Raw genomic sequence first — 24,444 nt, 5'->3', positions numbered from 1 at the left:
GGGAACCGGAGACGACGAGGAGACCGGACATGCCGACGAGCCACCACACCGACGACACGCAAGCGCTGCGGGGCGTGCGGATCGCGGACTTCTCCCGCGTGCTGGCCGGACCGTACGCGACGATGCTCCTCGCCGACCTGGGCGCCGAGGTCGTCAAGGTGGAGCGGCCCGGCACCGGCGACGACACCCGTGCCTGGCGCCCCCCGGCCGACGCCTCCGGGACCTCCACGTACTTCCTGGGCGTCAACCGCAACAAGCGGTCCGTCGCCCTCGACCTCACCACCGACGAGGGACGCGAGCGCGCCCGCACGCTGATCGCCCGCTCGGACGTCGTGGTGGAGAACTTCCGCCCCGGCACCATGGAGAAACTCGGGCTCGGACACGAGGAACTCCTCGCCGCCGACCCCCGGCTCGTCTACTGCTCCGTCACCGGCTTCGGCACCGGCGCCGGCGCGGCACTGCCCGGCTACGACCTCCTGGTGCAGGCGGTGGGCGGGCTGATGAGCGTCACGGGGGAGCCCGGCGGGGAACCCCTCAAGACCGGTGTCGCCCTCGTCGACGTCATCACCGGACTGCACGCGGTCGTCGGCATCCTGGCCGCGCTGCGCCACCGGGAGCGGACCGGCCGGGGACAGCTCGTCGAGGTCAGCCTGCTCGGCTCGCTGCTGTCGGCGATGGCCAACCAGGCCTCCGGTTACGTGTCCGCCGGCGTCGTCCCGGGACGGCTCGGCAACGCCCACCCGAGCATCGCCCCGTACGAGACCTTCCCCACGGCGGACCGCCCGATCGCCCTCGCCGTCGGCAACGACCGGCAGTTCGCCACGCTGACCGCCCTGCTGGGACGGCCGGAACTCGCCGACGACGAGCGGTTTCGCACCAACCCCGACCGCGTCGCCCACCGGAGCGCACTCCGCCCGCTCCTCGAGGACCTGCTGCGCACCCGCACCGCCGACCACTGGGCCGGCGTCCTGCCCGCCGCCGGAGTTCCGGCCGGGCCGGTCAACGCCCTCGACGAGGCGTTCGACTACGCCGGACGGCTCGGTGTCGAGGCCGTCGTGGACGTCGGCGGTACCCGCCAGGTGGCCCACCCGATCCGTCTCGGCGCGACGCCGGCGCAGTACCTGCTCGCACCACCTGAGCTGGGCGAACACACGGAGGAGGTGTTCCCCGCCGACCAGGGGTACGACGCCTGACGCCGCTGCGGCGTGGCCGTACGGCCGGCGCCCGGACCCCTGGGTACCCTCCGCCGCATGGCGGTGGACGCAAAGACCGAGCCGCCGCGCCGGACACCGGCGCGGCAGCGGACCGGCCGTACCCTCGGGCGGGCGCTGGCGCGCTGGGCGAAGACGACCGATCACAAGGTGATCGGGAATCTCTACCTGGCCACGTCGTTCGGCTTCTTCCTCTTCGGCGGCGTGCTGGCCATGCTGATGCGCACCGAACTCGCCCGGCCCGGGCTGCAGTTGTTCTCCGCCGAGCAGTACAACCAGCTCTTCACCGTGCACGGCACCGTCATGATGCTGCTGTTCGCGACCCCGCTGTTCGCCGGGTTCACCAACGCCGTCATGCCGCTCCAGATCGGCGCCCCGGACATGGCGTTCCCCCGGCTCAACGCGCTGTCCTACTGGATGTACCTGTTCGGCGGCCTGATGGTGGTGTCCGGGTTCCTGACCCCGGGCGGGGCCGCCTCCTTCGGCTGGTTCGCCTACGCACCGCTGAACAGCGCCGTCTTCAGCCCGGGGCCGGGCGGCGACCTGTGGACCATGGGCCTGGTGGTGAGCGGTGTGTCGACCACGCTCAGCGCGGTCAACTTCATCACCACCATCGTGTGTCTGCGCGCGCCCGGCATGACCATGTTCCGGATGCCGATCTTCACCTGGAACGCGCTCTTCACGTCGATCCTGGTGCTGCCCGCTTTCCCCGTGCTCACGGCCGCCCTGTTCGCGCTGGAGGCCGACCGGAAGTTCGGCGCGCACATCTACGACGCCGCGAACGGCGGGGCGCTGCTGTGGCAGCACCTGTTCTGGTTCTTCGGGCACCCCGAGGTGTACATCGTCGCACTGCCGTTCTTCGGCATCGTCTCCGAGATCATCCCGGTGTTCAGCCGCAAACCGATCTTCGGGTACGTCACGCTGATCGGCGCCACCATCGCCATCACCATGCTCTCCGCGGTGGTGTGGGCCCACCACATGTTCGCCACCGGGGCCGTGCTGCTGCCGTTCTTCTCGGTGATGTCGTTCCTCATCGCGGTGCCCACGGGCGTGAAGTTCTTCAACTGGATCGGCACGATGATCCGCGGCTCACTGTCCTTCGAGACACCCATGCTGTGGTCGATCGGCTTCCTGGTGACGTTCCTGCTCGGCGGCATGAGCGGGGTCCTCATCGCCTCGCCGCCCCTGGACTTCCACCTGACGGACTCGTACTTCATCGTCGCCCACCTGCACTACGTCCTGTTCGGCACGGTGGTGTTCGCGATGTTCGCCGGTTTCTACTTCTGGTGGCCCAAGTTCACCGGCAAGTTCCTCGACGAACGCCTCGGGAAGATCCACTTCTGGACGCTCTTCGTCGGCTTCCAGACCACCTTCCTCGTCCAGCACTGGCTCGGTGAGCAGGGCATGCCGCGCCGCTACGCCGACTACCTGGCCGCGGACGGCTTCACCGCCCTCAACACCGTCAGCTCCGTCGGCGCCTTCCTGCTGGGCCTGTCCACGCTGCCGTTCCTCTACAACGTCTGGCGCACCCGCCAGTACGGCACCCGGGTGGAGCACGACGACCCCTGGGGCTACGGCCGTTCCCTCGAATGGGCCACCTCCTGCCCGCCCCCGCGCCACAACTTCACGGCGCTGCCCCGGGTGCGCTCCGAGTCCCCGGCGTTCGACCTGCACCACCCCGAGATCACCCGACACGACCAGAGGCACGTGCAGTGAGGACCGAAGCCCGTCTGTTCACCGGTGTGGCGCTGTTCTTCGCCGCCACCGCCGTGCTCTACGGCTGGTGGTCGGCCGAGCCGGCCGGCACCGCCGCCCTGACCGTCGCCTTCCTGATGGCCTCGCTCGTCGCCTTCTTCTTCCGTGTACAGCACCACAAGCGCGGACCGCGGGCGCAGGACCTCGACGACGCCGAGGTCGCCGACTCCGCGGGCCCGCTGGACTTCTTCCCGCCGCACAGCCCCTGGCCGATCACGATCGCGCTGGGCGCCGTCGTCCTCGCGCTCGGCATCGTCTTCGGCCTGTGGCTCGCCCTGATCGGCTTCGGCGTGCTCGCCCTCGCCGTCTTCGGACTGGTCTTCCAGTACGCCGGCCGGGGCGCTCAGCGCCCCAGCTCGCCCGGGGAGGAGGATTCCCGTTCCGGCTCCTCGACGTCGACCCCGTCGCCGTAGTACCACTCGCTGAGCGTCGCCCGCAGCCGCCCGACGTGCGGCGCCTCCGCGTCGGGCGCGGTCCGCGCGAGCGGCTCGGGCTCCTCGCGCGACCGCAGCACGTACCGCTCCTCGGCACCGAGCGGCTCACGGCTCTCGGCGTAGCCGCCCGCGAGGGTCTGCCGCAGCTCGCCCGTCTCCTCGCCCTCGGCCAGCCGTTCGCGCTCCGACTCCTGCATCGCCAGGCAGACCCGCTTGGTCACCATGAACGCGACCGGCGGCAGCACCACCAGACAGACCCGGAACACCCACGTCAGCAGGTTCAGCGAGACGTCGAACGTGTGGGCGATGATGTCGTTGCCGCCGGCGAGCAGCAGCACCGCGTAGAAGACGATCGCGGCGACGCCCAGGCCGGTCCGCACCGGCTTGTCGCGGGGCCGGTCGCACAGGTGGTGCTCCTCGTGGTCGCCCGTCACCCACCGTTCGAAGAACGGGTACGCGTACAGCACGGTGAAGAGGACTCCCGGCAGCAGCACCGCCGGGACCAGCACGTTCCACATCACGGTGTGCCCCGCCACCGCCGTCTCGAAGGGCGGCATCAGACGCAGCGAGCCCTCCAGGAAGCCGACGTACCAGTCCGGCTGCGAGCCCGTCGAGATGACGTCGGCGCGGTAGGGACCGTACGCCCAGATGGGGTTGATCTGCGCCACCGCCGAGAGCACCGTCAGGACCCCGGTCACCATGAGGAACAGGCCGGTCGAGCTCGCCGCGAACTGCGGGAACATCGGTTTGCCGACGACGTTGCGGTCGGTGCGGCCCCGGCCCGCCCACTGGGTGTGCTTCAGGTAGAAGACCAGCACGAGGTGGAGGGTCACGAGCGCCAGCAGCAGTCCCGGGACCAGCAGGATGTGCACCGAGTACAGCCGGGGGATGAAGTCGTGGCCGGGGTACTCGCCGCCGAAGACGAACATGCTGATGTACGTCCCCACGACGGGAATGGACAGCATGATGCCCTGCGCGATGCGCAGTCCCGTACCGGACAGCAGGTCGTCGGGGAGCGAGTAGCCGGCGAAGCCCTCGACGAGCGCCAGCACGAACAGCGTGACGCCGATCAGCCAGTTGACCTCACGGGGTCGGCGGAACGCGCCCGTGAAGAAGACCCGCAGCAGATGCACCCCGATGGCCGACAGGAACACCAGGGCCGCCCAGTGGTGCAGCTGGCGGATCAGCAGCCCGCCGCGCACGTCGAAACTGATGTCGAGCGTCGTGCGGTACGCCTGCGACATGCTCACCCCGAGCAGCGGCTCGTACGAGCCGTCGTAGACGACCTGCGTCATCGACGGATGGAAGAAGAGGGTCAGCCAGACCCCGCTCAGCAGCAGGACGACGAAGCTGTAGAGGGCGATCTCGCCCAGCAGGAACGACCAGTGCTCGGGGAAGGCCTTGCGCAGCAGCCCCCCGCCCTCGGACACGGGCAGCCGCCCGTCGGCCCAGTCGACGGTGCGCTCCGCCGCGTGACGGGCCCGCGCGCCGGCACGGGCCCTTCTCCTCTTCGACAGCACGGCAGCATGGGTTTCCCCGGCGCCGGTGCCGGAAACTACCTCCGTGCCACCACCGGGTTACGCACGGTTGTCGCTCCCCCTCACGACGACGAGGGGCACGGGCGCAACCGTGCCGGTTGCGCCCGTGCCCCTCCGAGCCGTGCCGGATCCCCGAAGCGGGAGGCCGGACGGGTCAGCGCGCGCCGCCCGGGCCGCCGCCGCCGAACGAACCGCTGCTGCCCTCGTCCCAGCGCGGCCGGTCCTGGCCGGACGCGGTGCGGCTGCCCTGGTGCCGGAGCTCGTGCGGCAGCGTGCGGTCCTCGCTCCTCGGCATCTCCTCGGGTTCCCGGTTCTCCCGGACCTCACGGACCGGTCCGCCCTCGGGCATGTGCGGCTGCTCCTCCGGGAGGGGCGGCGGCGGCTCCTTGCGCTTCATGCGGCTACCGAAGACGAAGGCGCCGATCAGTACCGCCACCACCACGACGGCCGCCACCACCAGCCATACGCCGGCGGCGCCGGAGCCCGCGGCCATGTCCATCGTTGCGCTAGTCATGGAGCGCGTGTACCCCCGGCGGCCCCGGCCAACCAGCTCAGCCCGACCGGGCCGCTCGCGTCCGCGAACGGTTGGCCTTCCGGATCGCGTCGAGCAGTTCCGCCTTGGACATCCGTGACCGCCCCGCCACGTCCAGCCGCTTGGCGACGCCGTAGAGGTGCTCCTTCGACGCCTTCTCGTCGACGCCCTCACCGCTGCGCCCGCCCTGCTGACGGGGCCGTCCCGACTGCGGGTCGGAGGGGCCCTTGCGGCCGCCCTCCTTGCGTTCCCAGTGGTCGCCGACCTTCTCGTACATGTGCTTGAGCGCCCCGTACGCCACCCGATGGGCGCGTTCGCCCTCGCCGTACTCCTCGACGGCCGAGTCGTGGGCCTTGATCCAGGTGCGCTGGGCTTCCTCGGGGGACCGTTCCAGGGTCGACGGCAGTTCCTGTCGTCCCGGCATGTCGTGCACCTCCGCGGGTCGTCGGGTCCTCTTGCGGCGCCTCGCCGGGTGCCCGGCGACGCACCGGCGAAAACGGGCCACAGCCCTTGGGAACACGGGCCTCGGCGGGTTTGGTGCCGACCACGGCGGCAACCCGCGCGGTGTGACATCGACGACGACTTCCCAGCAGGAACTGTTCCGTTTCCTGGAGGACCGCTTCGCATGTGCACAGGCCTGTACCGAATGCGCGCGAGCGTGCGCGCTGCGGGCGAGCCTGGTGGACCCGGACGGGACCGAGTACCAGGAACTCGTACGGCGCAAGGGCATCATGTGCGCGGAGGTGTGCGACGCGACCTGCCGTGTGCTGTCCGAGCAGAACCAGGTGGACGAGACCGCGATACGCGTCCAGTTGGAGTGGTGCATGCAGGTGTGCCTGGAGGGCGCGCACGTCTTCGACAAGCAACCCGGCGCCGAGGACAGCGCCGAGGCGTGCCGCGCCTGCGCCCGGGCCTGCGGAGAGTTCCTCGCCACGCTGCGCTGAGCCGCCCGGGCGGCAGGGGCCCCGGGCCGAGGGGTGCACCGCCCGCGTCCCCGCACGCACGCTGACGGGGCGCGGCCTGCCGCATCCGGCGTACCCCTTCCTGCGCCCGGACGGCCACGGGCGCTACGGCAGACCGGCCCCCGCGCCCGCCACCGCCGGCCGCCGACCGCGTACCCCGGGCGTCGGACCGCACGGATTCCCGCACGTCTGCGCCCCGGTCTCCCTTCCAAACACCCCCGGCCCGCCGTGCCGGGGCGCGGGCCAGGCACCGTACAAACCCGGGCCATAAGCCGCCATACTGGACCGGCCAGGGGAGGGCGGGGCGGACTGAACCACGGGGGCGGGCGCAGCGATGGGGGACAGCACGCTGATCCAAGGCCGGTACCGGTTGCTCGAACGGATCGGGCGCGGCGGCATGGGCGAGGTGTGGCGGGCACGGGACGAGTCGCTGGGGCGGCGCGTCGCGGTGAAGTGCCTCAAGCCACTGGGCACGCAGCACGACCAGTCCTTCACCCGCGTGCTGCGGGAGCGGTTCCGGCGCGAGGCCCGGGTGGCCGCCGCGCTCCAGCACCGCGGAGTGACCGTCGTGCACGACTTCGGCGAGTACGACGGCGTGCTCTTCCTGGTCATGGAGCTGCTGGAGGGCCGTGACCTCAGCCGGCTGCTGGAGGACAACAAGCACCACCCGCTGCCGGTCCCCGACGTCCTGGACATCGCCGAGCAGGTCGCCGCCGCGCTCGCCTACACGCACGAGCAGGGCATCGTGCACCGCGACCTGAAACCCGCGAACATCGTGCGCCTGGCCGACGGCACCGTGAAGATCTGCGACTTCGGCATCGCCCGGCTCGGCCACGACGTCGGGTTCACCGCCCGGCTGACCGGCACCGGCATCGCCATGGGCACCCCGCACTACATGTCGCCCGAGCAGATCGGCGGCGACGAGGTCGACCGGCGCAGCGACCTGTACTCGCTGGGCTGTGTGCTCTACGAGATCGCCACCGGCGTCCCGCCCTTCGACCTCGACGACGCGTGGGCGGTCCTCGTCGGCCATCGCGACACCGTGCCCGAACCGCCGCGCCGGCACCGGCCCGACCTGCCGGGGTACCTGGAGCGGATCATCCTGGACCTGCTGGCCAAGCAGCCCGGGCAGCGGCCGCAGGACGCCCGCGAAGTGGGCCGCCGGCTCACCTCGGAGCGCACGGCGCCGGTGTACGCGCCGGCCGTGGCGTCGCCCCGCGCGGCCCCGCGGACGCCCGAACCGGTTGGAGGCAGGGCGGCCCTGCCGTCGTGGTCCCTCGGCATGACCACCGGACCGAAGGCGACCGGCACCGGGCTGCGCACCCCACCCGCGGACCCCGCGGCCGGGCTGTCCGGGGACTGGGGCCCGCATCCCACGGGCGACGACGCTGCGGCGCCCGCTCCCGGCGATGCGGCGCCATCCGCTCCCGGCGAGCGGCCTGACCGGGAGCCGGAGGTCCTGACCGCGCTGGCCGGACGGCACAACGCGGCACTGAGCCTCGGCCGGCTCGGCCGCTGGACGGAGGCGTCGGAACTGCTCCGGGCCGTGGCCGGCGAGCGCGAGCGCCTCCTCGGCGCCGACCACCCCGACACCCTCGCCAGCCGCTACGAGATCGCCTTCACCCTCAGCCGCACCGGCCGCGCCGCCGACGCGCTGCGCGCGTACAAACGCGTGGCCGAGGCCCGGATCCGGATCCTGGGCGCCGACCACGCCGACACGCTCGCCGCCCGTCAGGAGATGGCGTACGTCCTGGGCAGGCTGGGCCGGTACGCAGACGCCCACCAGGTCTACACGGCCGTCCTCGCGGCCCGGGAGCGCACCATGGGCGCCGACCATCCCGACACCCTGCGCTGCCGTCACAACCTCGCCTTCAACCTCGGCCGGCTCGGCCGACCCGAGGCCGCCCACCGCATGGCGCGCGAGGTCGCCGAGGCCCGCGCGCGGGTCCTCGGCCCCGAGCACCCCGACACCCTGGTCACCCGCTACGAGGTGGCCTACGCGCTCGGCCGGCTCGGCCGCTGGCAGGAAGCCCTCGAGACCTACCGCGAGGTCGCCGACGCACGCGCCCGGGCCCTCGGCCCGGACCACCCCGACACTCTCGCCGCCCGCTACGAGTCGGGCATCTGCCTGGGCCGCCTCGGACGCAGCGCCGAGGCGCTGACGCTGTACGCCGCGCTGATCGACGACCGCACCCGCGTCCAGGGCCCCGAGCACCCCGAGACCCTGCGCGCCCGGCACGGCCTCGGCGTCAACCTCGGACGGCTCGGCCGCTGGCACGAGGCGCTCACCGCGGCGCGCGAGGTCTGCGCGATCCGCGAGCGGGTGCTCGGCCCCGACCACCCCGACACCCTGGTCAGCCGTCGCGAGGTCGCCGTGGGCCTGGGCTGGCTGGGCCGCTGGTCCGCCGCGCTGGCCGAGTACAGCGAGGTGGCCGCCGCCCGCGAGCGGGTCCTCGGTCCCGACCACCCCGACACCCTCGCGAGCCGCGACGACGAGGCCCACTGCCTGGAACAGCTCGGCCGGGGGCCGGAGGCGGTGGAGCTGTACCGCAGGGTGGCGGTGCTCCGACGGGCCGGTGCGCGCTGAACCGGCCGTCGCTCGACGGCCCTTCGCGCGGCGCCGGCGTCCGGACGCCGCCCCTGGGCCGTCCGGTGGAGCTCAGGTCCCGGTCGGCAGCGCGGCACAACGGCCCGGACCCGCCACATCGGGCCGAACGCGGGGCGGCGGTGCCGGTGCGGGACGCGACGGCGCCCCCCCCTTTCGCCGTGTGCCGTCCCGGGTGGCGGGGCGCCGACCGGCCCGGCGCACCGTCGGCCCTCACCGCGGGGCGACGCGCCGGGCCACGCCCGCCGCACCCTCGTGGCCGAGACGCACGGCCTCCGGGCGCCGGCGCCCGGAGGCCTCCCGGGGCTGCCAGGTGCGCACCGCTCTGCCGGGCGGCCATGGACGGACCGGCCGCCCGGTGCAGTGCCGGGGGGAAACGGGCCGGTCACCGGCCGGCCCGTGATCCACCCCTGGCCGCCCGGGATCACCTCGTGCTACCAAGAGCCATGACCCCACCCCGCGCCTCTCGTACCTACGACGCCGTCATCGTCGGCGGCGGCCACAACGGGCTGGTCGCCGCCGCCTATCTGGCCCGCGCCGGGCGCTCCGTGCTGGTGCTGGAGCGGCTCGGCCACACCGGGGGCGCGGCCGTGTCCACCCGGCCGTTCGCCGGGGTCGACGCGCGGCTGTCCCGGTACTCGTACCTGGTCAGCCTGCTGCCCCGGAAGATCGTGCGGGACCTGGACCTCGACTTCCGGGTGCGCGGCCGGACCGTCTCCTCGTACACGCCGGCCCACCGGGACGGCCGGCCCACCGGGCTGCTCGTCGGCGGGGGCGAGCGGCGCACCCGGGAGTCGTTCGCCGCGCTCACCGGCTCGGACCGCGAGTACGCGGCCTGGCAGAGGTTCTACGGCATGACCGGCCACCTCGCCCAGCGGGTCTTCCCGACCCTCACCGAGCCGCTGCCCACCCGCGACGAGCTGCGCCGCCGGATCGACGACGAGGACGCCTGGCGGGCCCTGTTCGAGGAGCCGATCGGTGTCGCGATCGAGGAGCACTTCGCGGACGACCTGGTGCGGGGCGTGGCCCTCACCGACGCGCTGATCGGCACGTTCGCCGACGCCCACGACCCCGCCCTGAGCCAGAACCGCTGCTTCCTCTACCACGTGATCGGCGGCGGCACCGGCGCCTGGGACGTGCCGGTCGGCGGCATGGGCGCCCTCACCGACGCGCTGGCCGGCGCGGCCCGCGCCGCCGGTGCCGTGCTCGCCACCGGACACGAGGCGGTGCGCGTCGACACCGACGGGAAAGCGGCCGAGGTCACCTACCGGTCGTCCGACGGCGAGGGCGTCGCCGCCGCGCGCCACGTCCTGGTCAACGCCTCCCCGCGGGAGCTGGCGGCGCTGACCGGCCAGGCGCCGCCCCCGCCCGCCGAGGGCGCCCAGCTCAAGGTGAACATGCTGCTGAAGCGCCTGCCGGCGCTGCGCGACCCCGCGGTCGACCCGCGTGAGGCCTTCGCGGGGACCTTCCACATCGCGGAGGGCTACGAGCAGCTGGCCACCGCGTACGCCCGGGCCGCGGCCGGTGACCTGCCCGCCGCCCCGCCCTCCGAGATCTACTGCCACTCGCTGACCGACCCCACGATCCTCGCCCCCGACCTCGCCGAACAGGGCCTGCACACCCTCACCCTGTTCGGGCTCCACACCCCCGCCCGCCTCTTCGCCCGGGACAACGACGCCGTCCGCGAGGAACTGCTGAAGTCGACCCTCGCCCAGCTCGACGCCCATCTGGCCGAGCCCCTCGCGGACTGCCTGGCGACCGACGCCGACGGGCGGCCCTGCATCGAGGCCAGGTCGCCGCTGGACCTGGACCGCGACCTCCGGCTGCCCGGCGGCCACATCTTCCACCGCGACCTGTCCTGGCCCCACGCGGCCGAGGGCACCGGCCGCTGGGGCGTGGAGACGGATCGGGCCAACGTCCTGCTGTGCGGGGCGGGGGCGGTGCGCGGAGGAGGGGTCAGCGGAGTGCCGGGACACAACGCGGCGATGGCCGTGCTGGAGCGGACCGGGGAGTGACCCGCGCATGCGCCGGGTCGGGCTGGGTACCGCGACATAACGGAAATTCCGTACACGCGACCCGCACGACAAGGAGCCTGCCATGGCCGACCTCAGCCCCATCGACCTGCAGAAGGCCCTCAGCGGCATCGACTACCCGGCGGACAAGAAGGCGCTCGTCGACTGCGCCCGCAAGAACAAGGCGGACGACAAGGTCGTGAGCCGCCTCGACGGCCTGAAGGAGAACAGCTTCGACGGGCCGAACGAGGTGCAGAAGGCCGTGTTCAACGGATAGCGGACCCGCCCCTGGCCTGCCCTAGTCGGCCGACGGCGTCCACCCCACCGCTTCGATCCGCGCCGCGTCCGCCGGGCGCGCGTCGTCGAACAGGACGCCGTCGGCCGCCTCCGCGCGCAGCCCGTCGACGTACGCCCCGCGGCCCACGTACAGCCGGTCGGTCGCGTACCGCCAGCGCAGGACGAGCCCCCGGGCGGCCGGGAGATCCGCCGTCAGACGGTGCCACACGCGGCCCGACCAGCCGCTGACCGAGCCCGCCGGATGCGTCTGCGGCCCGTCGCCGGGGCGCGTGGTCGTGAAGGGGACGGGTTGCCATGTGGTGCCGCCGTCCGTGGTGGCCTCCAGGGCGAGCGCGTCCGCTCCGGGCTCGGTGTCCCACCACAGCGCGCAGCGCAGCCGCGCGTCCCCGGCGGACGTGTCCAGCGCGGGCAGGGCGAGGGTCGCCGACGCGGAACTCGCCGTCCCCGAGAACCAGGCGGTACGCCCGTGCGCCGGACGGACGGGCACGGCGCGCGCCAGGTTCGTGCCGGCCGCGACCCGGGGAGCCGACCCCGAACGCCAACTGCGCACCGGGTGTACGGAGTTGCCCAGCACCACCAGGAACGAGTCGGTGGTCGGGTCGAGCACCAGCGAGGTGCCCGTGAAGCCGGTGTGCCCGGCGGTGCGCGGTGTGGCCATGGCGCCCATGTACCAGTGCTGGTAGAGCTCGAAGCCGAGGCCGTGCTCGTCGCCGGGGAAGGCGGTGTTGAAGTCGGTGAACATCAGCTGCACCGACTCCGGCCGCAGGATGCGCGCCCGTCCGTAGGACCCGCCGTTGAGCAGCGTACGGCCGAGCACCGCCAGGTCCCACGCGCAGGAGAACACCCCCGCGTGGCCGGCGACCCCGCCGAGGCTGAAGGCGTTCTCGTCGTGCACCTCGCCCCACACCAGCCCCCGGTCGAGGCCGGACCAGGGCCGGCGGGCGTCCTCCGTGGCCGCGATCTTCGGCCGCCAGGAGGCGGGCGGGTTGTAGCGGGTGCGGCGCAGGCCCAGCGGGGCGGTGATCTTCTCGCGCAGCAGGACGTCCAGGGTGCGGCCCGTGATCTTCTCCAGCACCAGCTGGAGCGAGATCATGTTGAGGTCCGAGTAGAGGTACGCGGTGCCGGGCGGGCTGACCGGTGCCTCGTCGAAGACGAGCCGGACCTTCTCCTCGTACGTCGGCGCGCTGTACAGCGGGATCCAGGCCCGGAATCCGGAGGTGTGCGTGAGGAGCTGGCGGATGGTCACCTCCTGCTTGCCCGCCCGTCCGAAGTCCGGCAGGTACGCGGCGACCGGCGCCTCGAGCTCCAGCGCGCCGCGCTCCATCTGCTGCACGGCGAGGAGCGAGGTGAACAGCTTGGAGATCGACGCCAGGTCGAACACCGTGTCCTCGGCCATCGGAATCTGCTGCCCGGCCGGGAACTCGACGCCGGTGTCGGTCTTCTCGTCGTACGCCCGGTAGCGCACCGCCATGCCGATCGGCTCGTGCAGCGCCACCGTGCCGCCGCGCCCGGCGAGCAGCACGGCGCCCGCGTACCACGGATGCTTGGGGGAGGGGCCGAGGAACGTCTCGGCGTCGGTGACCAGTTGCCGCAGATGGCCGCGGAGCAGCCCGGCGCGCTCCGCCGAGCCGCGCCTGAGGGTGGGGCGGGGGGACGTGTCCGAGACGGCCTCGGCGGGTCCGGCCGCGAACGGGGCGATCGCCAGCGCCCCGCCCAGCGCCAGGGCGCCGGCACCCAGTTGCCGCCGTGTGAACCCGCTCGTGCCCTGACCGGTCATCGAAGAGCCTCCCGCCACCGAAGCTGAAAGTATCTTTCCCGGATCACCGTGCGGAGTGAAACTTTCCTGTCAGCGGGGGGTCGTGTCAATGGGGCGTGCGGACCCACGGGCCGCGGCCCGTCCGGTGGGTCACCGGACGGGCCGCAAGGCGGTGCCGCTCAGCGTTCGCGCACCCGGACGATCCGCAGCGCGGGCGACGCCAGGATGTCCCGCTCGCAGAAGCGGGACGTCACCCACTTCTCCTCGGAGAACAGCCGGGTCTGGTCCGCGTGGTGCGGCGAGGTGGGGTCGGAGGACTGGGAGTAGGTCAGCAGCGTACGGGCCACCGGGCACCGGCCGCCGTCCCAGCCGACGGCCTGGATGTAGCTGGAGCCGGTGGTCACCTCGGTGTATCCGCCGTGCGCCGGGTCCCAGACGGGCTCGACCTTGTTCCAGACGCCCAGGGACTCGGTGCCGCCGCCTACGGGAACGCGTGCGCCGTCGCGGACGACGAACTGGTGCTCCCCGAGCGGCGCGTCGAGCTCGATGCCCGCGGCGCGCAGCTCGCCGACCGCGTCCGCGAGGGCGGTGGCGACACCCCTCGCGCCGGTGTTCAGCGTGTTCGGGGTGAGGACCGGGTCCGCCGGGGAGAACGGCACCTTCCACAGCTCACCCGCCGGCACGGCCCTGATGAGCGCCCGCCAGAACCGGTCGAAGAGCAACGCGCCCCGGCTGCCGGTGTCCATGGTGCGGTCCCAGCCGGCGAGCACGTCACAGGCCTCCCGCACGTCCACGGACCGGCCGTCGCTGCCCGCCGCGGTGGAGCCGGGCAGCGCGGCACAGGCCTTCGCGGCGTCGGCCGCGATCAGGTCGCCGGCGGGGGCCCGGTCGGCGAACTGCTGCCGCTGCAGGTCGCGTACGGTCAGCCCGCCCCGGTCCGCCATCGCCGCCACGTCCTCGACCGCGCCCCGCGTGCGCATCGACCGCTGGGTGCCGACCGTGCCGAAGATCCGCTCGTATCCGGTCAGCGGCCGGTCGGCGTTGGCCAGCCAGGCGCTGTCGTTGGAGTTCTCCGCGTACGGCGCGTTCTTCAGCGTGGGCATGCGCGACGGACCGAAGATCCCCGGCTGGACCGCGTCCCGGTCACGGCCGAGCGCGCAGTCCGCGCGCGAGCCGTCCAGCACCGCCAGCCCCGAGGACGGGTACGTCACCTTGCCGAGCGGCGTGGAGCAGCGTCCGGCGAGGTCGTCGGTGATGCGGGGGAGCACCTGGGACTGGGTGAACAGGGTGTGGCCGCGCGAGTCGGCGGCGATCGTGTTCACCCACGGCAGCCCCTGCGTGCGGCGCAGGGAGGCGAGGACGTCGTCCGTGCCGCGGGCCCGGCTGAAGCCGAGGGCGGTGTCGGAGCCGCGCAGGTTGGCGGCGTTCGGATCGTTCACCGCGTACGCGGCCGACGCCGTCCACGGCAGGGGCAGCGAGGCGCCTAGCGAGGTCACCACCGGGCCGTACCGGGTCCACCACTGCGTTCTCGTCACCGGGGCGCCGTTCTTCACGGCGACGGTGACGGACCGCCTCGTCATCCGCTCACGCCTGCCGTCGACCAGGTAGACCGTCGGGTCGGCCGGATCCAGCGTCAGCTGGTGCAGGTTGAGCGTGACGCCCGTGGCGACGGTGTGGCTCCAGGCGACGTGCGCGTTGTGGCCGATGGACATGGTCGCCGAGCCGAGCAGCGAGGCGCCCGAGACGTTCAGCCGCCCGGGGATCGTCTGCTGGGACTGCCAGAAGCGGCGCCCGCCCTGCCAGGGGTAGTGCGGATTGCCGAGCAGCAGCCCGCGGCCGTTCGCCGTGGTGCCGCCGCCGAAGGCGACCGCGTTGGATCCCATGTCGGCGTCGCCGGCGGCGAAGAGTTCCCGGGCGGCGCGGGCGGTCGCCTCGGCGTCGGGGCCCTGTGCGGTGCCGCTCCCGGCCGTCGTGCCCGGCGGCTTCGCGGCCGTGATGCCGTCCACCGCACGGCCCTGTCCGCCGAGCACGGAGAGGGCGAAGCCGCGCGCGGCCACGTCCAGGGCGGTCACCGGCCGCACCCAGGCGGCGCCCCGGCACGCCGGGTCGGTGATCCGGTTCTGTTCCAGCCAGGTGTTGTAGCCCGCGGCGAAGCCCCGCATCAGCTCCTCGGCGTCCCGGCTCGGGCCCTGGGGCGCCGGCTGGGCGAGCAGCCTCTCCACGGTGCCGGCCCGGCGCACCCCGGAGAAGTACAGGTCGCTGGAGAGGTTCGTGGCCGCGGAGGAGAGGGAGAGGTCGGGCGCGGCGTCCGGGCCGAAGAAGCGGGAGCGTTCGCCGCGCACGGTCACGAAGCCGTCGGCCAGGGTGCAGACCTGGTCGGCGGCCTGCGCCCAGCCGGTGCCGAAGCCGAGGTTCGCGTAGTCCTTCGCGACGATGTGCGGAATGCCGTACTCGGTGTACCGGACGACGGCGGACAGTCCGCCGTGGGACGGCCGTTCGGCCCGGTCGCCCGAGTGTCCGTCCGCGGCTGCCGTGGGCAGGGTGGTCGCCGCGGTGAGCAGGGCGACGGCCGTGACGACGAGTCGTCTCCGGCGGATGCGCATGGTGCCTCCCGACGTCTTTGGGGGAAGGAGCGGCTGAGCGTACCAGTCGGTATGTGCACGTGTCAGTGGCATGACAGCACCAGTCGCGGCACCGCCCGCGCACGTCTTGACCCGCCCCCCGTACCGGCCGAGGATCATGTCATGACGCCCGGACACCGCAGCACGGTCGACGGGGTGCTGCGGCGCAGCGCCCGACGCACCCCCGCGCGCGTCGCGGTGGAGTACCGCGACCGCTCCTGGACGTACGAGGAGCTCGACGCCGCCGTCTCCCGCGCGGCGAGCGTCCTGCGGGACCAGGGGCTCGCGCCCGGCGACCGGGTCGGTGCCTACGGGCACAACTCGGACGCCTACCTGATCGCCTTCCTCGCCTGCGCCCGCGCGGGACTCGTGCACGTCCCGGTCAACCAGAACCTCACCGGCGACGACCTCGCCTATCTCGTCCGCCAGTCCGGCAGCGCCCTCGTCCTCACGGACCCGGACCTCGCCGGCCGCCTCCCCGACGGTGTACGCACCCTGCCGCTGCGGGACGCCGACGGCAGCCTGCTCGACCGGCTGGCCACGGCACCCGCGTACGACGGGCCCGAGCCGGACGGCGAGGACCTGGTGCAGCTGCTCTACACGTCGGGCACCACCGCGCTGCCCAAGGGCGCGATGATGACCCACCGGGCCCTGGTGCACGAGTACCTCAGCGCCATCACCGCCCTGGACCTCGGCGCCGGTGACCGCCCCGTGCACGCGCTGCCCCTCTACCACTCGGCGCAGACGCACGTCTTCCTGCTGCCCTACCTCGCCGTCGGCGCGACGAACATCGTCCTGGACGCACCGGACGGCGACCGCCTCTTCGACCTGATCGAAGCCGGCCGCGTGGACAGCCTCTTCGCCCCGCCCACGGTCTGGATCGGCCTCGCGAACCGCGCCGACTTCGCCACCCGCGACCTCGACGGCCTGCGCAAGGCCTACTACGGGGCGTCGATCATGCCCGTGCCCGTCCTGGAGCGGCTGCGCGAACGCCTCCCGCACCTCGCCTTCTACAACTGCTTCGGCCAGAGCGAGATCGGCCCGCTCGCCACCGTCCTCGGCCCCGACGAGCACGAGGGCCGCATGGACTCCTGCGGCCGGCCCGTCCTGTTCGTCGACGCGCGCGTGGTCGACGAGGACGGCAAGGACGTGCCCGACGGCACCCCGGGCGAAGTCGTCTACCGTTCCCCGCAGTTGTGCGAGGGCTACTGGGACAAGCCCGAGGAGACCGAGGCGGCCTTCCGCGGCGGCTGGTTCCATTCCGGCGACCTCGCGGTCCGGGACGCCGACGGCTACCTCACCATCGTCGACCGGGTGAAGGACGTCATCAACTCCGGCGGCGTCCTGGTCGCCTCCCGCCAGGTCGAGGACGCCCTCTACACCCACGAGGCCGTCGCCGAGGCCGCCGTCGTCGGCCTGCCCGACGAACGCTGGATCGAGGCCGTCACGGCGGTCGTCGTCCGCCGCGGCGAGGCCACGGAGGACGAACTGATCGCCCACGCCCGCGAGAAGCTGACCGCGTTCAAGGCCCCCAAGCGCGTCCTGTTCGTGGACGCCCTGCCCCGCAACGCCAGCGGCAAGATCCTCAAGAGGGAACTGCGGGACCGCTTCGCCGGTTCCTGACGTCGGCCCTGGGGCCGCTGGTCCAGAGCCACTTGAATATGGTCCGACGCATGAAAGCGCTCGACGACCTCGTCCGTCTGTGTCCGCCGCCCGCCGAGCCGCCGCCCGCCGTGGACTGGACGCAGGCGGAACGGGCCCTCGGCTCGGGTCTGCCCTCCGACTACAAACGACTGGTGGAGACGTACGGGGACGGGGTCTTCGACGAGACGGTCTGGCTCCTCGTGCCCGACTCGGCCCACGACGACTGCGATCTGGTCGCCCAGACCGCCGAACGGGAAGAGATCCTGGGCCGGTTGTGGGCGGCGGGCGAGGAGAAGCCCGCCCTCCTCCTGGAGGAGGGTGCGCGGGTGCTGCCGTGGGCCCACGAGGAGGGCACGGGAGCCTTCCTGTACTGGCTGGTGCGTCCCGGCCAGGATCCCGACGCGTGGACGGTCCTCTACAACGAGGGCCGCGGTCCCCTGTGGGAGCACCACGACACCGGGTGCCTCGCGTTCCTGCTGTCCGTCCTCGACGGGACGGCGCGGACGGAGTACTTCGGCTGCCTCCACGAGGCGCTGAAGCCGACCGTGCACCGTTTCACCACGGCCGACGAGGCCTTCGGGGCCTGACGGCCGCGCCAGGGCAACCCCGTTGCGCCTGCTGAGGCCGGCGGCCATGATCGACGGCATGCCGACCCTCACCGCGTACGACGGGACCGAACTCGCCTACCACGTCCGGGGTGACGGCGACCCGCTCGTCGTCCTGCCGGGCGGGCCCATGCGCGCCTCCGCCTATCTGGGTGACCTCGGAGGTCTGACGGCACACCGCCGGCTGGTCCTCCTCGACCTGCGCGGCACCGGCGACTCCGCGGTGCCCGACGACCCCGCGACGTACCGCTGCGACCGGCTCGTGGACGACGTGGAGGCCCTCCGCGTCCACCTCGGGCTGGAGCGCATGGACGTCCTCGCGCACTCGGCGGGCGGCAGCCTCGCCATGCTGTACGCCGCCCGCCACCCGGCACGCGTGCGGCGGCTCGTCCTGGTCACCGCCACCCCGTGGGCGCTGGGTCTGCCGGCGACGCCCGAGGACCGGCTCGAGGCGGCGCTGCTGCGCAAGGACGAGCCCTGGTTCGAAGAGGCGTTCGGGCCCTTCCGGGCATGGCTGGCCGGGACCGGTGATTTCGATCCCGTGTTCGTCCCCTTCTTCCACGGCCGCTGGGACGACGCGGCCCGGGACCACGACGCCCGCGGCGAGGAGGAGACCAACGAGGAGGCCGCCGACGTCTACCTGTCCCCGGACGCCTTCGACCCGACCGCCACCCGTGCGGCCCTGTCCCGTTGCGCCGCCCGGGTGCTCGTTCTCGCAGGTGAGCTCGACGGCGGCCCCCGCCCGGAGCTCGCCCGCCGCTGCGCCGGCGTCTTCCCGCACGCGGAGGTCGCGGTCCAGCCGGACGCCGCGCACTACCCGTGGCGGGACGATCCGCAGTGGTTCGTCCGCCGGGTCGCCGCCTTCCTCGGGCACGGCTGAGACGGGAGAGCCCCGGGGGTCCCGTGGGACGCCCGGGGACCGCGGCGCCGATCTTCCCAAAGGCACGCCCCGCATGGCCTGTCGGCGGTCCGGCCCGATCGCTAGGCTGGCCCGCGGACGACGAAACCGGGAGGAGCACGGACGTGGCCGAGAGCACCACCCAACAGCGCCCGCTCATGGGCTGGGACAAGCCGGAGCTGGATCTCAGCAACGCGCAGTGGCAGTCCAGCAGCCGAGGAATGGGGGATGTCCAGATCGCCTTCGTCGAGGGGTTCATCGCCATGCGGAACAGCGGCAGCCCGCAGAGCCCCTCCCTGATCTTCACCCCGGCGGAGTGGGGCGCGTTCGTGTCGGGAGCGCGGGAAGGGGAGTTCGACCTCACCTGAGACCCGGCCGATCCGGGGGTGTTCCGCCCGATTTTCCGGACACGCGACCGTGAGCGCCCCATCGGAGCCGACGCCTGGGCGAGGCTGACGCCACGAGGGGGAAGGTCGTCCCTCCGGAGGTGAGGAACCCATGAGCACCCTGCCGGTCATCGCGGCGGTCGACGGTTCGCAGGACAGCCTGCGCGCACTGGACTGGGCCGCCGACGCGGCCCGCGGGCGCGCGGCGCCCCTGCGGGTGGTGCACGTGCGGCAGTACGCCGCCTGGGCGCAGGGCGAGGTCCTGGTCGCCGGCCCACCGGACACCGGCGAGGACCCGGTGATCGAGGAGGCCCGCGCCCGTCTGCGGGACCGGGCCGACGCGCCGGTGACGGAGTACCTCGGCATGGAGGGCGTACCGGGCGCCGCGCTGCCGGAACTGGGGGCCGACGCCCAATTGCTGGTGCTCGGCTCCCGCGGCCGCGGCGGATTCGCCAGCCTGCTGCTCGGCTCCAACAGCCTGGCCGCCGCCCGCGACGCCGAGTGCCCCGTCGTCGTGGTGCCCCGCCCCGGCCGCGAGGTGCACGGCGAGCCACCGGCCGAGCCCGGCCCGCGGGTGGTCGTCGGCCTGCACGTGGACAGCCCCGACGACGCGGTGCTGTCCTTCGCCTTCGCCGAGGCCGCGCGGCGCGGCGCCCGGCTCCAGGTGGTCGCCGCCTACCCGTGGCCGGTGCAGACCTGGGCCGCCGCGGGCCAGATGATGCCCCTGGTGATCGACGAGGTCTCCGTCGAGAGCGAGACCCGCGTCCTGGCCGACGGCCTCCTCGCCCCCTACCGGGGACGCCACCACGACGTCCGCGCCGATGCGTACGTCGTGGCCGGTGACGCGGCCGGACACCTCGTCGCCGCCTCCCGGGACGCCGAACTGGTCGTCGTCGGCCGTCACCGCCGGCGCCTGCTGGCCCCCGCCCGCATGATGGGCTCGGTCACCCACGCCGTCCTGCTGCACGCGGCGTCCCCCGTCGCGGTGGTGCCGCCCGCCCCGCCGGAGGAGTGACCCCACGCGGCTGCCCGGGGGAACCGGACGCGGACCCCACCGGCACCGCGTGGCCCGGACGCCCGCCCGCACTCCGTTCAGGGGGTCCGGCCACGTACCATGGCGGCATGTCGTTCCTCCGCCGCCGCAGCGCCACGCCCGCCGGGCCCGACTTCGACGTACTGGCCATGGACCCGGGCGACTGGCCCGGGAACCTGGGCGCCGGACTGCTCCCCGCGCCCGACGGCAGCTGCCAGGGCGTCTTCCTGCGCTACGACCTGTTCGGCGGGCGCGGCCCCGCGATGATCATCGGCAATCTGCCGGAGGGCTCCCCGGCCCGCGAGGTCCCCGAGGGCGAGATCCCCTTCGAGGTGGCCCAACTGCTGCTGGCCCTGGAGAACGACGAGGAGATCACCGTCGTCGGCACCGAGGACGTGCCGGTCATGCAGGGCGACAACCTGCTGATCGTGCGCCGCCTCAAACTCTCCGAGAGCCGGATCTCCTGCGTACAGTTCGACCGCAGCGACAACGTGCTGGTGACCATCGCCGCCTGGGACCGCCCCATCACCGACGACCTGTACGCCCTGCTGAAGCCGCTCCCGGCGGAGCTTTTCCAGCAGGGCTGACCCGGCCCGGCCGCTACCGCGCGGTCGTGAGCGTGACGTCCGCGGCACGCACGTACGCGACCCGGTGGCCGTACTGGATCTCGTAGTACCGGTCCTCGCCGGTCACCACCCGGTGGGACGCCTCGTCGAAGGTGACCGCGTAGTAGTACTCGCCCGGCACCTCGTCGCCCACCACGTACGCCTGCCCCTTGGGCAGCGTGTACCGCAGCGGCGACACCGCCTGGGCGGGGACACCCGCCGGGTAGGCCGCCTTCTCCGGGTACGCGCGCCCGTACACCGGGACGCTCTCCAGACCGGCGCGCGGGGTGATCAGCCGGCCCGAGGCCGGCACCGCCGCCGGGTGCTTCTTCGGGTCGTGGAACCAGGCCTTCTGGCCCAGGTACCAGATGGCCGTCCAGTCGCCCCACCGGTCGGCCACCGCGAACTGCTGGCCGGTGGAGACCCGCGACGACAGGTCGTTCACCCCGGTCGTCGGCGTGGTGCCGAGACCCACGTCCTTGATCAGGGGCGCGTTCACGTCGTGGTCGGTGTACAGCCGCACCTCGCTGGAACCGTGTTCCGCGCACGGCGCGCCCGCGGTCTCGCAGCCGGTGTACTCGGGACGGTTCGTGTCGTAGTCGGGCCGGATCGTCACCAGCTGCGCCTTCTTGCCGGCGGTCGGCACGATCGGGCGGCCCAGCAGTTGGAAGTAGTGCCGCCAGTCCCAGTACGGGCCCGGGTCCGTGTGCATCCCGGGCACGGTCGAGGTGGTCGGGCCGGGCACGTTGTCGTGGCCCAGGACGTGCTGCCGGTCCAGGGGGATGTCGTACTTCGCGGCCAGGTACTTCACCAGCCGCGCCGACGAGCGGTACATCGCCTCCGTGTACCAGGCGTCCGGGTCCGCGAGGAAGCCCTCGTGCTCCAGCCCGACCGAGTTCGCGTTGACGTACCAGTTGCCCGCGTGCCAGGCCACGTCCTTGGCCTTCACGTGCTGCGCGATGTGGCCGTCGGTGGAGCGCAGCGTGTAGTTCCAGGAGACGTACGTCGGGTCCTGCACCATGTTCAGGACGCCGTTCCAGGCGCCCTCCGTGTCGTGCACGACGATGTACCGGATGCGCTGGGAGGCGGGACGGTTCCCCAGGTCGTGGTTGCCGTAGTCGCCGTCCCCGAACTCCTCGTACGGTGCCGGGATCCACTCGCAGGACACCGACGCCGGGCACTCGGTACCGTCGGCGGAGGCGGCGCGCAGGCCGGTGTGCGCCAGCTGCGCCGTGTCGGGGGCCACGCCGGGGAGGGCGGTCAGCGCGATCCGCTGCCCGGTGTCCGTGGTCCGCCGCTCACCGGCGCGGATCACCCCGTACACGTCGTCGGCGTACGCCGCCGCCGTCGCGGAGTCGTCGGCGCCCGAGAAGCGGGCCACCGCCCCGTACCAGTCCGCGGGGTCCTCGCTGAGCGGCTCGCCCAGCTCACGCTGTGCGGCGGCCAGCAGCGCCGCGCCGCCCGACACGTTCGCGGCCGGATCGGTGCGCAGCGCGTCCGGGCTCAGCCCGGTCAGCTCGGCCGCCCTCGGCAGCGTGGTCAGCCGGGCCGGCAGCTCGGTGTCCGCCGGGACACTCGCCTCCCGCGGTCGCAGCGGGGCGCGGGCGTCGTCGCCGCGCGGGTCCTCGGCGCCCCCGCCGTGGTGCGAGGCCCCGGCCAGTGCGGTGCGGGCGTCGGTGAGGTGCATGGGGCCGTAGCCGCCGGTCACGCTCGGGGCACCGCCGTGCGTGTCCCAACGGGACTGGAGATAGGAGACGCCGAGCAGGACGGACTGCGGCACGTGGTACTCGGCCGCGGCGGCGGCGAACGCCCGCTGGAGGCCGTCGGGGGCGGGCGGTAGGGCCGGCCCGGCGGCGGACGGTGCCGCGCCGAGCAGCGGCAGCAGCAGCGCCGCCGCGGCCAGGGCACCTGCCGTCGTACGGACGCGTCTGCCGGGGGCGGGGTCGGGAACGGCGGGGGATCCTCGCAAAGCGGCCTCCTGTGACGGTCGGGCGTGGCGGGGCGTGCGGGGCCGGGCGTGGGGTCAGTCGTACCCGGCGGTCCGACGATCCGTCAATCATGCCGACACCGCGGCGATTTCCCACGTCAGCAGGGCTTCGGCGAGTTTCGTGGCGGCGGCTCACGGGCCTGCGGAGCGTCAGTGGCGTACACCAATGGCCCTCCCCGGAAGGCGCGGACACACAAAATCCGCGGTGTCGCCCTTCCAGGGCGACACCGCGGATCTCCGTCCTCGTCAGCGCGTGCCGACCGCCGCGCGCACGGCCCGCCGGGCCAGCTGGCAGTCGTCGTGCAGCCGCCGCAGCAGCAGCCGCTGCTCCTCCCCGGAGGGCACGGCACCCGCAGGAGCCGCCGCCGGGGCCACCGGAGCCGCCTCCTGCATCGACCGCTGCACGGCCGTCTCGTACGTACGGATCTCCCGGGTCAGCACCAGCATCAGGTTCACCAGGAACGCGTCACGCGCCGCGGGCCCCTGCGCCTGGGCGATCTGACTGATCTGGCGGCGGGCCACCGGGGCGTCACCGAGTACGGACCACAGGGTCGCCAGGTCGTAGCCCGGCAGGTACCAGCCGGCGTGCTCCCAGTCCACCAGCACCGGACCGGCCGGTGACATCAGGATGTTGGACAGCAGCGCGTCACCGTGGCAGAACTGGCCCATGCCCTGTCGCCCGGCCGCGTGGGCGATGCCGCGCAACAGCTTCTGCAGGTCGCCCAGGTCCCGGTCGGTGAGCAGTCCGAGCTCGTGGTACCGGGAGATCCGTGCCGCGTAGTCCAGCGGGGCGTCGAAGGTCCCGGCCGGCGGCCGCCAGGCGTTCAGCCGGCAGATCGCGCCGAGCGCCGCCCTGATGTCCGTCCGCGGCGGCGCCTCCAGCGGGTGCCGCTGCAGGGCCGCGGGCCGCCCCGGCATCCGCTCGATCACCAGCGTGCCGTTGTCCGGATCCGCCGCGATCAGCCGCGGCACCCGCACCGGCGGGCGGTGCCGGACGAACGAGCGGTATGCCGCTATCTCGTGCCTGATCCGCTCGGCCCACGCGGGGGAGAGGTCCAGTAAACACTTGGCGACCGCCGTGCTGCGCCCGGTCGTGCCGACCAGGAGGACGGACCGCCCGCTGCGGCGCAGTACCTGCACCGGAGCGAATTCCGGGCAGATCCGGTGCACGGAGGCGATCGCCGTGCGCAGTTGGGCGCCCTGGGCGCCGGACAGGTCGATTCTGCCGCTGAGCGGTTGGGTGCCGGCTCCCGCGCCGCGCCGCGCCCTGCCCGCCCCGAGCACCGGGGCCGCCGGACGCGCGGGGGCGAGATAGGGGCCGCCGCCCGCCGCCGGGCGGGGGTGGAGCGAGCGCTGGGGGGCGGACACGGAGGACGATGCTGCGTACATGGGCTGGACAGATCCCTTCGTGTGCCTGCTGTGCCTGCCTGGAGGCGATGCCCGCCGGAACGGGCGCGCCCTCCGAAAAGCCTTCGCGCTACCCGCCCGGCCGCCGGGGGCCACCCTGGGGAGTACCCCCGCGGCGACCGGGTCGAGGTGGCGCTTTCCTACCTGACACCCGGC

General features: G+C 73.5%; 20 protein-coding genes. 13 read left to right on the top strand and 7 right to left on the bottom strand.

What is annotated here, in order from left to right:
- Window positions 1-29 precede the first annotated feature (29 nt).
- Genes IEZ05_RS30120 through IEZ05_RS30110 form a run of 3 tightly spaced genes read left to right on the top strand, consistent with a single transcriptional unit; the run spans window position 30 to window position 3,379 of the window.
- Window positions 30-1,193, top strand: coding sequence for a CaiB/BaiF CoA transferase family protein (locus IEZ05_RS30120; RefSeq protein WP_189233438.1), 1,164 nt, complete (start codon window positions 30-32; stop codon window positions 1,191-1,193).
- Between the two features lie 57 nt (window positions 1,194-1,250).
- Window positions 1,251-2,927 carry an aa3-type cytochrome oxidase subunit I gene (ctaD, locus tag IEZ05_RS30115; RefSeq protein WP_189233437.1) on the top strand — a complete coding sequence of 559 codons (1,677 nt, stop codon included), beginning with the start codon at window positions 1,251-1,253 and terminating at the stop codon, window positions 2,925-2,927.
- Window positions 2,924-3,379, top strand: a complete 456-nt coding sequence (locus IEZ05_RS30110; RefSeq protein ID WP_189233436.1) for a cytochrome c oxidase subunit 4 — start codon at window positions 2,924-2,926, stop codon at window positions 3,377-3,379. Before ctaD ends, IEZ05_RS30110 begins: the two co-directional genes overlap by 4 nt.
- Here the strand turns inward: IEZ05_RS30110 and qcrB are convergent.
- The 3 genes from qcrB to IEZ05_RS30095 all read right to left on the bottom strand — a co-directional run bounded on the left by qcrB (window position 3,310) and on the right by IEZ05_RS30095 (window position 5,894).
- Window positions 3,310-4,920 carry a cytochrome bc1 complex cytochrome b subunit gene (qcrB, locus tag IEZ05_RS30105; protein WP_189233435.1) on the bottom strand — a complete coding sequence of 537 codons (1,611 nt, stop codon included), beginning with the start codon at window positions 4,918-4,920 and terminating at the stop codon, window positions 3,310-3,312. The genes IEZ05_RS30110 and qcrB overlap by 70 nt on opposite strands.
- Window positions 4,921-5,092: 172 nt before the next feature.
- A complete protein-coding gene (locus IEZ05_RS30100; protein ID WP_189233434.1) occupies window positions 5,093-5,452 on the bottom strand; it encodes a DUF6479 family protein in 360 nt (119 codons plus the stop codon).
- Window positions 5,453-5,489: 37 nt separating this feature from the next.
- Window positions 5,490-5,894, bottom strand: coding sequence for a ChaB family protein (locus IEZ05_RS30095; protein ID WP_189233433.1), 405 nt, complete (start codon window positions 5,892-5,894; stop codon window positions 5,490-5,492).
- 142 nt (window positions 5,895-6,036) lie between these two features.
- On the opposite strand from IEZ05_RS30095, the gene IEZ05_RS30090 reads away from it, so the two are divergent.
- From IEZ05_RS30090 to IEZ05_RS30075, 4 genes are all read left to right on the top strand, one after another.
- Window positions 6,037-6,414, top strand: coding sequence for a four-helix bundle copper-binding protein (locus tag IEZ05_RS30090; protein ID WP_189233432.1), 378 nt, complete (start codon window positions 6,037-6,039; stop codon window positions 6,412-6,414).
- 352 nt (window positions 6,415-6,766) lie between these two features.
- Window positions 6,767-9,019 carry a serine/threonine-protein kinase gene (locus IEZ05_RS30085; protein WP_189233431.1) on the top strand — a complete coding sequence of 751 codons (2,253 nt, stop codon included), beginning with the start codon at window positions 6,767-6,769 and terminating at the stop codon, window positions 9,017-9,019.
- A 464-nt stretch (window positions 9,020-9,483) separates the two neighbouring features.
- A complete protein-coding gene (locus tag IEZ05_RS30080) occupies window positions 9,484-11,052 on the top strand; it encodes a phytoene desaturase family protein (RefSeq protein WP_189233430.1) in 1,569 nt (522 codons plus the stop codon).
- 82 nt (window positions 11,053-11,134) lie between these two features.
- Window positions 11,135-11,326, top strand: coding sequence for a DUF2795 domain-containing protein (locus IEZ05_RS30075; RefSeq protein ID WP_189233429.1), 192 nt, complete (start codon window positions 11,135-11,137; stop codon window positions 11,324-11,326).
- Between the two features lie 21 nt (window positions 11,327-11,347).
- Here IEZ05_RS30075 and IEZ05_RS30070 read toward each other — a convergent pair whose 3' ends face one another.
- Window positions 11,348-13,123: a serine hydrolase domain-containing protein gene (locus IEZ05_RS30070; protein WP_189233428.1), complete on the bottom strand. Its 1,776-nt coding sequence runs from the start codon at window positions 13,121-13,123 to the stop codon at window positions 11,348-11,350.
- A 158-nt stretch (window positions 13,124-13,281) separates the two neighbouring features.
- On the bottom strand, window positions 13,282-15,705 hold the full coding sequence (locus tag IEZ05_RS30065; protein ID WP_189233427.1) for a penicillin acylase family protein: 2,424 nt from the start codon (window positions 15,703-15,705) through the stop codon (window positions 13,282-13,284).
- Window positions 15,706-15,846: 141 nt separating this feature from the next.
- Between IEZ05_RS30065 and IEZ05_RS30060 the strand changes: the two genes are divergently transcribed.
- From IEZ05_RS30060 to IEZ05_RS30035, 6 genes are all read left to right on the top strand, one after another.
- Window positions 15,847-17,346, top strand: coding sequence for an acyl-CoA synthetase (locus IEZ05_RS30060; protein WP_189233426.1), 1,500 nt, complete (start codon window positions 15,847-15,849; stop codon window positions 17,344-17,346).
- A 50-nt stretch (window positions 17,347-17,396) separates the two neighbouring features.
- Entirely contained in the window at window positions 17,397-17,954 is a 558-nt protein-coding gene (locus tag IEZ05_RS30055) for an SMI1/KNR4 family protein (protein WP_229869925.1), read from the top strand.
- A gap of 58 nt (window positions 17,955-18,012) precedes the next feature.
- Window positions 18,013-18,852 carry an alpha/beta fold hydrolase gene (locus tag IEZ05_RS30050; protein WP_189233425.1) on the top strand — a complete coding sequence of 280 codons (840 nt, stop codon included), beginning with the start codon at window positions 18,013-18,015 and terminating at the stop codon, window positions 18,850-18,852.
- 143 nt (window positions 18,853-18,995) lie between these two features.
- A complete protein-coding gene (locus tag IEZ05_RS30045; protein WP_189233424.1) occupies window positions 18,996-19,238 on the top strand; it encodes a DUF397 domain-containing protein in 243 nt (80 codons plus the stop codon).
- Window positions 19,239-19,368: 130 nt separating this feature from the next.
- On the top strand, window positions 19,369-20,271 hold the full coding sequence (locus IEZ05_RS30040) for a universal stress protein (RefSeq protein ID WP_189233423.1): 903 nt from the start codon (window positions 19,369-19,371) through the stop codon (window positions 20,269-20,271).
- Between the two features lie 107 nt (window positions 20,272-20,378).
- Window positions 20,379-20,876: a hypothetical protein gene (locus tag IEZ05_RS30035; RefSeq protein ID WP_189233422.1), complete on the top strand. Its 498-nt coding sequence runs from the start codon at window positions 20,379-20,381 to the stop codon at window positions 20,874-20,876.
- Window positions 20,877-20,889: 13 nt separating this feature from the next.
- Here IEZ05_RS30035 and IEZ05_RS30030 read toward each other — a convergent pair whose 3' ends face one another.
- Both IEZ05_RS30030 and IEZ05_RS30025 read right to left on the bottom strand, forming a co-directional pair.
- Window positions 20,890-22,863, bottom strand: coding sequence for an N-acetylmuramoyl-L-alanine amidase (locus IEZ05_RS30030; RefSeq protein ID WP_189233421.1), 1,974 nt, complete (start codon window positions 22,861-22,863; stop codon window positions 20,890-20,892).
- A 264-nt stretch (window positions 22,864-23,127) separates the two neighbouring features.
- Window positions 23,128-24,270 carry an aminoglycoside phosphotransferase family protein gene (locus IEZ05_RS30025; RefSeq protein ID WP_189233420.1) on the bottom strand — a complete coding sequence of 381 codons (1,143 nt, stop codon included), beginning with the start codon at window positions 24,268-24,270 and terminating at the stop codon, window positions 23,128-23,130.
- Window positions 24,271-24,444: the final 174 nt, after the last annotated feature.

Origin of the sequence: Streptomyces flaveolus (assembly GCF_014648815.1) — a bacterium.
GTDB classification, from domain to species: Bacteria; Actinomycetota; Actinomycetes; order Streptomycetales; family Streptomycetaceae; genus Streptomyces; species Streptomyces flaveolus.
Note: the sequence above shows the minus strand (reverse complement) of the source record. Positions and strands in the feature narration are given on the sequence as shown.